Below are 10414 nucleotides of genomic sequence, written 5' to 3' on the forward strand. Positions count from 1 at the left end.
TAGAAACATAGAAATACAATCAGCCTTATAGGAGGAATGAAAAATGGCTAAAGTTCAAGATATTACAAGAGAATCATGGATTCTTTCAACTTTCCCAGAGTGGGGAACTTGGCTTAATGAAGAAATTGAAGAAGAAGTAGTGCCAGAAGGCAACTTTGCTATGTGGTGGCTTGGTAACTGTGGTGTTTGGATTAAGACACCTGGTGGTGCGAACGTGGTCATGGACCTTTGGTCATCTCGCGGTAAGTCAACTAAAAAAGTAAAAGATATGGTTTGGGGTCACCAAATGGCCAATATGGCAGGTGTCCGTAAATTGCAACCAAACTTGCGTGTACAACCAATGGTTATCGATCCATTTGCCATCAATGAATTGGACTACTACCTGGTATCACACGTCCACAGCGACCACATGGACATCAGCACTGCAGCTGCTATCATCAACAATCCAAAATTAGACCATGTCAAATTTGTAGGACCAGTTGAAAGTGGCGATATCTGGGAAAAATGGGGCGTTCCAGCTGACCGTATCATCCGTATCGCACCAGGTGATAGCTTTGAATTCAAAGACATCAAGGTACACGCTGTAGAATCCTTCGACCGTACTTGCTTGGTAACTCTTCCAATCGAAGGCTACGAAGAAAACGGTGGCAAACTAGCAGGACTTCCTGTGACAGATGAGCTCATGGCTCGCAAGGCAGTCAACTATGTCTTTGAAACACCAGGTGGAACCATCTACCACGGTGCAGACTCACACTTCTCTAACTACTTTGCAAAACACGGTCGTGACTTCAACATTGACGTTGCTATCAACAACTATGGTGACAACCCAATCGGTATCCAAGACAAGATGACATCAATCGACCTTCTTCGTATGGCAGAAAACTTGCGTGCTAAGGTGATTATCCCAGTTCACTATGACATCTGGTCTAACTTTATGGCATCAACAGATGAGATTCTTCAACTATGGAAAATGCGTAAAGAACGCTTGCAATACGACTTCCATCCATTCATCTGGGAAGTTGGTGGCAAGTACACCTATCCACTTGACAAAGACCGCATTGAATACCATCACCCACGTGGCTTTGACGATTGCTTCTTGGAAGATTCAAACATTCAATTCAAAGCTTTGCTATAATAGATCACTCCGAGGGCGGGACGCAAGTCCTGCCTTTTGCAAATGACAAGCGAAAACGCTTTATGGTATAATAGAACTATGACTTTATTAAAGGAGAATAAGATGTCACAACTTTCAGTAAATGCAATTCGTTTCCTTGGTATTGACGCCATTGAAAAATCAAAATCAGGTCACCCAGGTGTTGTTATGGGTGCAGCTCCAATGGCTTATAGCCTCTTTACTAAAGAGCTCCGTATCAACCCAGCTCAACCAAACTGGATCAACCGCGACCGCTTTATTTTGTCAGCAGGACACGGTTCTATGTTGCTTTACGGACTGCTCCACCTTTCAGGCTTTGAAGATGTGAGCATGGACGAAATCAAGAACTTCCGTCAGTGGGGTTCAAAAACGCCAGGTCACCCAGAATTTGGTCATACAGCAGGTGTTGACGCGACAACGGGTCCTCTTGGACAAGGTATCTCAACTGCGACAGGTTTTGCACAAGCAGAGCGTTTCCTTGCGGCGAAGTACAACCGCGACGGCTTCCCAATCTTCGACCACTATACTTATGTCATCTGTGGCGATGGCGATTTGATGGAAGGTGTTTCTGCAGAAGCGGCTTCTTATGCTGGTCTTCAAAAATTAGAAAAACTGATCGTTCTTTACGATTCAAACGATATCAACTTGGATGGAGAAACAAAAGATTCCTTCACAGAAGATGTGCGTGCTCGCTACAATGCTTATGGCTGGCACACAGATATCGTAACAGACGGAACAGATGTAGATGCAATCTTTGCTGCTATTGAAAAAGCTAAGGCAGCTGGTAAGCCATCTCTTATCGAAATCAAGACTGTCATCGGTCACGGTTCACCAAACAAACAAGGTACAAACGCAGTCCATGGTGCGCCGCTTGGACCAGAGGAAGCAGAAGCAACTCGTAAGGCACTTGACTGGAACTACGCTCCATTTGAAATTCCAGCAGAAGTCTATGCTGACTTCAAGGCAAATGTAGCAGATCGTGGTGCAGCAGCTTACGATGCTTGGGTGAAATTAGTAGAAGACTACAAGCAAGCTCATCCAGAATTAGCAGCTGAAGTAACAGCTATCTTGGAAGGTCGCGATGTAGTGGAAGTGAAACCAGAAGACTTCCCAGTCTACGAAAATGGCTTCTCACAAGCAACTCGTAACTCATCACAAGATGCCCTCAACGCAGCAGCTAAGGTCTTGCCAACCTTCCTCGGTGGTTCAGCTGACTTGGCTCACTCAAACATGACCTATATCAAGGAAGATGGTTTGCAAGATTCTGCGAATCCACTCAACCGTAACATTCAGTTCGGTGTTCGTGAATTTGCTATGGGTACTATCTTGAACGGTATGGCAGCCCACGGTGGACTTCGTGTCTATGGTGGTACCTTCTTCGTCTTCTCAGATTATGTGAAGGCAGCGGTTCGTTTGTCAGCCCTTCAAGGACTTCCTGTGACTTATGTCTTCACTCATGACTCTATCGCAGTTGGTGAAGATGGACCAACTCACGAGCCGATTGAGCACCTGGCAGGACTTCGTGCTATGCCAAACCTCAACGTCTTCCGTCCAGCAGATGCGCGTGAAACACAGGCAGCTTGGTATTTGTCATTGACTAGCAAATCTACACCATCAGCACTTGTCCTCACTCGTCAAAACTTGACAGTTGAAGAAGGAACAGACTTTGACAAGGTTGCCAAAGGTGCTTATGTGGTTTATGAAGCAGCAGGCTTTGATACAATCCTTCTTGCATCTGGTTCAGAAGTCAACTTGGCTGTCAAAGCTGCCAAAGAACTAGAAGCAGCTGGTACAAAAGTTCGTGTGGTTTCTGTGCCATCAACTGAGCTCTTCGATGCTCAAGACGCAGCTTACAAGGAAGAAATTCTTCCAAATGCTATCCGTCGTCGTTTGGCTATTGAAATGGGTGCTACTCAAAGCTGGTACAAGTATGTCGGCCTTGACGGTAAAGTCCTTGGTATCGACACATTCGGTGCATCAGCTCCAGCACAAACAGTTATTGACAACTACGGCTTCACTGTAGAAAACGTAGTGAAGTTGGTTGGAGAATTGTAATAAACAGTGTAGAGACAGCCTTTCGGGGCTGTTTTCTGTTATAATAATTTTATGAACTATACCTTAGAAGAAAAAGAATATTTTATGTCTCAGGCCTTGGTAGAGGCTGAAAAATCACTGGACAAGGATGAAATTCCTATCGGCTGTGTCATTGTTAAGGATGGACAGATTATTGGTCGTGGGCACAATGCCCGTGAGGAACTCAATCAGGCCATCATGCATGCCGAAGTCATGGCCATCCAAGAAGCCAATCGAGTGGAAGGGAATTGGCGACTGCTGGACACGACTCTCTTTGTCACCATTGAACCCTGTGTCATGTGTAGTGGTGCTATTGGACTGGCCCGTATTCCCCAGGTGGTCTATGGAGCTGCCAATCAGAAGTTTGGGGCTGCAGGCAGCCTCTATGACATTTTGACCGACCAGCGGCTCAATCACCGTGTGGAAGTGGAAACGGGGATTTTAGAAGAATCCTGCGCTCAGATTATGCAAGATTTTTTCAGACAGAGGCGAGAAAAGCAAAAAGCTGAGAAAGAGGCCTTGAAGGCGCAAGAGGAAACAGCTTCGGATAGCTAGTTTGTAGTCCAAACTTGCACTTTCATCGATTTGTGTTATAATAATAAACGGAGCAACATTCGTGCGTGAAGCGGGTCAGGGGAGGAATCCAGCAGCCCTAAGCGAAGTCGGGTGTGTGCTCTTTTTGTCTATGGTCTAATAACCCTTTGAAATCAAGTTTTCAGAGGGTTTTCCTTTTCTTATTTTTAGAATGAAGGGCAAAATAGGGGCGACGGCCTGATCAGGTACTTTTATCTCCGTCTAGGGACTGATTTTTGAAATTTTCTATTGATATATTTGGAAAAAGGAGTAAAATAGATTTCCACTTAAGAAAACTTTTGTAAAGCTCTGCTATTCTACTGGGGAATAAGGAGGAAGGCCTATGTTTTTATTTGCTTTTCCAGGTATGGGTAAGACTACCCTCGCTAAGAAATATGCCAATGTAGTGGATTTAGAGATGTCTGACATTAAGTACGATAATAGGAGCGTCAGCCATTTGACCAAGGAAGAACGGAAATCTACTCCTCGGCCTATTAAAGACAAGAATTATAAAAATATCTATATAGACAAAGCCTATGCCTTGCATGAGGAGGGCAAGACTGTCCTTGTTGCAATGAATTTCCTACTGAGAATGTTATTGGTAATGCTTGTCCGTGGAGCTGTCCCATTTCATATCTACATCCCGCATCCTCGTCTGAAAGCGGAGTACAGGCAGCGCTACATTCAACGTGGAAATAATAGTAAATTTATTTTTGAAGTCATGACCATTTGGTATCCGACTCTTCTGCCTCTCTACCTACTGTCTAAGGTATGTCCCAGCTTTATCAGTGTTACCCAGTCAGGCGAGTATTTAGAAGACTATTATACAAGTGCGGTTTACAAACAATTTTCAGAAAATAACATTCGAGCGAACTCTGTTTTATGAAAATGAATGAAAATTGATAAATTCCTTGAAAAAAACATGATAAAGCGTTATCATATTATGGTACATAAATGGAGGAATGACATGACACATATTACATTCGATTATTCAAAAGTCTTGGGCCAATTCGTTGGAGCTCAAGAAGTAGAATACATGCAACCACAAGTTACCCTAGCTGACCAAATGCTCCGTCAAGGAACAGGTCCTGGTAGCGACTTTATCGGCTGGTTGGATTTGCCAGAAAACTACGACAAAGAAGAATTTGCTCGTATCAAGGAAGCTGCAGCTAAGATCCAAAATGAAAGTGAAGTTTTGGTAGTTATCGGTATCGGTGGTTCTTACCTCGGTGCTAAAGCAGCTATTGATTTCTTGAGCAATGCCTTTGTAAACTTGCAAACACGTGAAGAGCGTAAAGCACCACAAATCCTTTACGCTGGAAACTCGATCTCATCAAGCTATCTTGCTGACTTGGTAGATTATGTAGCAGATAAGGATTTCTCAGTTAACGTGATTTCTAAATCAGGTACAACAACTGAGCCTGCCATTGCTTTCCGTGTCTTCAAAGAATTGCTTGTGAAGAAATACGGTCAAGAAGAAGCTAACAAGCGTATCTATGCGACAACTGACAAGTCAAAAGGTGCTGTTAAGGTTGAGGCGGACGCAAATGGTTGGGAAACCTTTGTTGTCCCAGATGATGTCGGTGGCCGTTTCTCAGTCTTGACTGCAGTTGGTCTTTTGCCAATCGCAGCAGCTGGTGCAGACATTGATGCCCTTATGGAAGGTGCAAACGCAGCTCGTACGACTTACACTTCAGATAAAATTGCTGAAAACCAAGCCTACCAATATGCAGCTGTTCGTAACATCCTTTACAGAAAAGGTTATGTAACAGAAATCTTGGCTAACTATGAGCCATCACTGCAATACTTCAGCGAGTGGTGGAAACAATTGGCAGGTGAGTCAGAAGGTAAGGACCAAAAAGGTATCAACCCAACATCTGCTAACTTCTCAACAGACTTGCACTCTCTTGGACAATTCATCCAAGAAGGAAACCGCAACATCTTTGAGACAGTGGTACGTGTTGACAAACCAAGAAAAAATATCTTGATTCCTGAAATGGCAGAAGACCTTGACGGTCTTGGCTACTTGCAAGGTAAGGACGTTGACTTTGTAAACAAAAAAGCAACGGACGGCGTACTTCTTGCTCACACAGATGGTGGCGTACCAAACATGTTTGTGACCCTTCCACAACAAGATGAGTTCACACTTGGTTACACCTTCTACTTCTTCGAGTTGGCGATTGCGATCTCTGGTTACCTCAATGCGATTAACCCATTTGACCAACCAGGCGTAGAAGCCTACAAGAAAAATATGTTCGCTCTTCTTGGCAAACCAGGATTTGAAGAACTCGGTGCAGAATTGAACGCACGTTTGTAAGAAAATGAAACTTTAATCCCGCCTATCAGAGTTCGTGTCAACATCTCAGCGCAGTGGTTGATTGGGTTTAACAGTCCAGTGGACTGTTAAAGGTTGGAGATAAGATTTGCGAAGCAACTCTCAGCAGTTCGTGTTTCATACTCCCAATCTGGCCTAATCAACTTGTGCGGGGGTGTGAGGACGAACTCTTTTCTATGTCTTGAGTTTTATCACACTCCCAGTTTTTCTTTCCTTTGGAAATGTGGTAGAATAGACACTATGAAAAGAGAGTTTTTTGTAGTAGGAGATGTTCATGGTAAATTTGAACTCCTACTCGATATTTTAAAGAAATGGAATGAAGAGCGGCAACAGCTGATTTTTCTTGGCGATTTGATTGACCGGGGAGAAAATTCAAAGGCCTGCCTAGAGTTGGTGCGACAGTTGGTCTATGAAAAAGGTGCTATCTGTTTAACTGGTAATCATGAACGGATGTTTCTAGCTTGGTTACGCGATCCAGTTGATCGCTACGACCACTATCGGAGAAACGGTGGAGATACGACCATCAATTCTTTACTGGGGCGTCCCTTGGATGCGCCGGTAGATGGCCTGGTGGATGCCAATGCGGTAATGGATCGATATGAGGAATTGATTGATTTTGTCAAATCTTGCCCCTATCATATGGAGACTGAGCGCTATATCTTCGTCCATGCAGGAGTTGATTTGACCTTACCAGATTGGCGTGAAACCAATAATCATGATAAGGTTTGGTTACGCACCCCTTTCCATGAGGCTGAAAATACCACAGGAAAAATAATTGTTTTTGGACATACACCTGTTTACAATCTCTATCAGACCAAGCTCCGCATCAGCCAAATCTGGACCAGTCCAGATGGAAAAATGGGGATTGACGGGGGAGCTGTTTACGGCGGAGTGCTACACGGGATTGTCCTGGATGATACAGGTCTGGTACAGGACTACATTGTCGGAGCAGTCAATCCGAGAAAAGTCATAGATGATTAAAACAAAATTTCCCCAAATTTTCAGAAAATTTTGATATAATAGACATAATATTACTTTTAGATTGGAAACATTATGACTGCACAAAAAATGACTGCCCAAGAGATCATTGCCTTTATCGGTAATGCTGTGAAAAAAACGACTGTTAAGGTGACCTTTGAAGGTGAATTGGCTGGTCCTGTTCCTGCTGAAGTGACAAAGCTTGGCAATGTCCTCTTCGGTGACTGGAAGGATGTCGAGCCACTTTTGGCAAACTTGACTGAAAATGTAGACTACGTGGTTGAGCAAGACGGCCGCAATTCAGCTGTGCCCTTGCTGGACAAGCGTAATATCAATGCCCGTATCGAGCCAGGTGCCATTATCCGTGACCAAGTGACAATCGGTGATAATGCCGTTATCATGATGGGCGCGGTCATTAACATCGGTGCGGAAATCGGTTCAGGTACCATGATTGACATGGGAGCTATCCTTGGTGGTCGTGCGACGGTTGGTAAAAACAGCCACATCGGTGCAGGTGCGGTTCTTGCAGGTGTCATCGAGCCAGCTTCGGCTGAGCCAGTGCGTGTTGGCGACAATGTTTTGGTCGGTGCCAATGCCGTTGTTATCGAGGGCGTGCAAATCGGTAGCGGCTCTGTTGTCGCGGCGGGTGCTATTGTGACCCAAGACGTCCCTGAAAACGTAGTAGTGGCAGGTGTGCCAGCTCGCATCATCAAGGAAATCGACGCTCAAACCCAACAAAAAACAGCCTTGGAAGAGGCTTTGCGGACACTCTAAGAGGTAGCTATGCTAGATTTAATCGCGATACGTCGGGCCCTCCACCAGATTCCAGAGCTGGGCATGGAGGAATTCAAGACCCACGCCTTTCTTATGGAGACCATTGAAGGTTTACTTCAAGACTGTTCTTTTGCACAAGTCCGTATATGGAAGACAGGTATCTTGGTCTATCTGACAGGCTCTGCTCCTCAAAAAACGATTGGTTGGCGGACGGATATTGACGGTCTACCTATCGTGGAGGAAACGGGCCTGGACTTCAAGTCCCTCCACCCAGAACGTATGCATGCCTGTGGACATGATTTCCACATGACTATTGCCTTGGGGCTTTTGGAGAAAATGGCAGAGCAGCAACCGAAAAATAACCTACTCTTCTTGTTTCAACCTGCGGAGGAAAATCTAGCAGGTGGCATGCTCATGTATGAAGCGGGGGCATTTGGGGATTGGTTGCCAGATGAATTTTATGGGCTCCATGTCCGACCAGACCTCAAAGTTGGTCAAATGGCCACCAACCGTGCGACCCTCTTTGCTGGGACCTGTGAAGTCAAGATACGGTTTACAGGAAAGGGTGGCCACGCAGCATTTCCCCATACCGCCAATGACGCCTTGGTGGCGGCCAGCTACTTTGTGACCCAGGTTCAGTCAGTGGTGAGTCGAAATGTCGACCCGATCGAGGGAGCGGTGGTGACCTTCGGCTCCATGCATGCTGGCACGACAAACAATGTCATTGCTGAAACAGCCTTTCTGCACGGGACCATTCGGGCCTTGACTCAGAACATGAGCCTCTTGGTGCAAAAACGGGTGCGGGAAGTGGCAGAGGGAATTGCCCTGTCCTTTGGAGTGGACTTGGAGATTGAGCTAAATCCAAGCGGCTATCTGCCTGTGGAGAACAATCCTCAACTGGCTGATGAGTTGATGACCTACTTTGATGGTGTTGACGGAGTGGAGATGATTGATTGTCCACCTGCCATGACGGGTGAGGACTTCGGCTACCTGCTCAACAAGGTTCCAGGTGTTATGTTCTGGCTGGGTGTGGATACGCCTTATCCCCTTCACAATCCACGTCTCAGTCCCAAAGAGGAAGTGCTTCCCTTTGCTGTGGATAAGTTGAGCGATTTTTTGAAAATAAAAGCAAACTAGACTGGAATTTCCAGTCTTTTTCTGAAAGAAAAGGAGTTTCTGTGGATAAAAAAGAAATTCGGCAAGAGGTCTTGCAGAGATTGAAAGCCCTGACTAGTAGCCAGCGAGCAAGATGGAGTCAGCAGCTAACGGAGCGCCTCCTTGCTTCTGAGGCCTATCAAGGCACAAAGTCGCTTGGGACCTACCTTTCCATGCCCCATGAGTTTGACACTTCTTACCTGATTGAGCAGGCTCAAAAGGATGGCAAGCAGATTTTCATCCCTAAGACCTATTCACAAGGGCGTATGGATTTTGTAGAATATAATCCGGATGATTTGGTGAAATCCAGGTTTGGAGTTTGGGAACCTGGTACTTATTCACAACCTGTGGATAAGTCTGTGGTTAAGTTGATCCATGTTCCTGGTTTAGCTTGGAATCAAGCGGGTTTTCGAGTGGGCTATGGAGGCGGTTTTTATGATCGCTACCTAGCAGATTATCAGGGGAAAATGGTATCGACCTTGGCAGACTTTCAAGTCTATGATTTTGAACCAGATCTATTTGATATTCCAGTAAAGGAGTTGTTGATTTTTGAAGAACTTTTTTGATAAGCGCTATCCTGTGACCAATGCCTTGTTGGCAGTCACGGCTCTTGTTTTTCTTTTGATACAAGTGTTTCGATTTGGGCAGACCACTACAGCCTATACGATTTATGAATTTGGTGGTATGTATGGTGAAGTGGTGCGGTATGATCCGACTCAGTTGTGGCGCTTGATTTCTCCTATCTTTGTCCACATTGGTTGGGAACATTTTATCTTTAACAGTATTACCTTACTTGGTTTGGGCTATCAGCTAGAGGGACTGTTTGGGCCTCGGCGCTTCTTTCTCCTTTATCTCTTGTCTGGTATTATGGGCAATCTTTTTGTCCTCTTCTTTACACCAGATGTGGTTGGCGCAGGTGCGTCGACCTCGCTCTTTGGTCTTTTTGCAGCTATGGCCCTTTTGAGGAAATTTAGTCGCAGCCCCTATCTACAGGTTCTTGGTCAACGATACATGGTCCTTTTGGGATTGAACTTGGTATTGGGTCTTTTCAATCCAACTATTAGTATGGCAGGGCATATTGGAGGAGCTATTGGAGGTTGTTTGGTCGTGATTTTCCTTCCACCTCTTGTGGAAAAAAATCTCTTTACAGGGAAACAGATTTTTTTCAGTTTTCTTGGCTATCTGGGATTGCTTGCCTTGTTATTAGGAATATTTTATCTGATATAACGAGGCTGGGCAAAAACTAGCTTCTCGCATATAAAAAAACGAGCAATTCCAATTAGGAGTTGCTCGTTTTCCATTTCATGCTTTATAATTATAATAACGACAAAACAACTAGAAAGGCATGAAAATGTATAAACAGTATAACACAA

Annotated in this window: 10 protein-coding genes and 1 other RNA gene; all 11 read left to right on the plus strand. The window is 44.8% G+C overall.

Features of this window, described 5'->3' with window-relative positions; genetic code table 11:
- Positions 1–43: 43 nt before the first annotated feature.
- The 11 genes from ulaG (at position 44) to C1G57_RS01740 (ending at position 10268) form a co-directional block, all read left to right on the plus strand.
- Positions 44–1135, plus strand: a complete 1092-nt coding sequence (gene ulaG, locus C1G57_RS01685; protein WP_024376139.1) for an L-ascorbate 6-phosphate lactonase — start codon at positions 44–46, stop codon at positions 1133–1135.
- Between the two features lie 102 nt (positions 1136–1237).
- A complete protein-coding gene (tkt, locus tag C1G57_RS01690; protein ID WP_105113487.1) occupies positions 1238–3208 on the plus strand; it encodes a transketolase in 1971 nt (656 codons plus the stop codon).
- A 51-nt stretch (positions 3209–3259) separates the two neighbouring features.
- The gene (gene tadA / locus C1G57_RS01695; protein ID WP_105113488.1) at positions 3260–3781 is read left to right on the plus strand and encodes a tRNA adenosine(34) deaminase TadA; all 522 of its coding nucleotides are present in this window, start codon (positions 3260–3262) and stop codon (positions 3779–3781) included.
- A gap of 41 nt (positions 3782–3822) precedes the next feature.
- Positions 3823–3918, plus strand: an RNA gene (gene ffs / locus C1G57_RS01700) — signal recognition particle sRNA small type.
- A 224-nt stretch (positions 3919–4142) separates the two neighbouring features.
- The gene (locus C1G57_RS01705) at positions 4143–4685 is read left to right on the plus strand and encodes a hypothetical protein (RefSeq protein ID WP_105113489.1); all 543 of its coding nucleotides are present in this window, start codon (positions 4143–4145) and stop codon (positions 4683–4685) included.
- Between the two features lie 81 nt (positions 4686–4766).
- Complete coding sequence (locus tag C1G57_RS01710) at positions 4767–6116, plus strand: glucose-6-phosphate isomerase (protein WP_105113490.1); 1350 nt, start codon at positions 4767–4769, stop codon at positions 6114–6116.
- 258 nt (positions 6117–6374) lie between these two features.
- Positions 6375–7115 carry a metallophosphoesterase gene (locus tag C1G57_RS01715; protein ID WP_105113491.1) on the plus strand — a complete coding sequence of 247 codons (741 nt, stop codon included), beginning with the start codon at positions 6375–6377 and terminating at the stop codon, positions 7113–7115.
- 72 nt (positions 7116–7187) lie between these two features.
- Positions 7188–7886 carry a 2,3,4,5-tetrahydropyridine-2,6-dicarboxylate N-acetyltransferase gene (dapD, locus tag C1G57_RS01725; protein WP_105113493.1) on the plus strand — a complete coding sequence of 233 codons (699 nt, stop codon included), beginning with the start codon at positions 7188–7190 and terminating at the stop codon, positions 7884–7886.
- A gap of 9 nt (positions 7887–7895) precedes the next feature.
- Positions 7896–9023: an N-acetyldiaminopimelate deacetylase gene (locus C1G57_RS01730; protein ID WP_105113494.1), complete on the plus strand. Its 1128-nt coding sequence runs from the start codon at positions 7896–7898 to the stop codon at positions 9021–9023.
- A gap of 41 nt (positions 9024–9064) precedes the next feature.
- On the plus strand, positions 9065–9607 hold the full coding sequence (locus tag C1G57_RS01735; RefSeq protein WP_105113495.1) for a 5-formyltetrahydrofolate cyclo-ligase: 543 nt from the start codon (positions 9065–9067) through the stop codon (positions 9605–9607).
- Positions 9591–10268, plus strand: a complete 678-nt coding sequence (locus tag C1G57_RS01740) for a rhomboid family intramembrane serine protease (RefSeq protein ID WP_105113496.1) — start codon at positions 9591–9593, stop codon at positions 10266–10268. Before C1G57_RS01735 ends, C1G57_RS01740 begins: the two co-directional genes overlap by 17 nt.
- Positions 10269–10414 lie beyond the last annotated feature (146 nt).

It is taken from the genome of Streptococcus suis, from assembly GCF_002960425.1.
Classification (GTDB): domain Bacteria; phylum Bacillota; class Bacilli; order Lactobacillales; family Streptococcaceae; genus Streptococcus; species Streptococcus suis_S.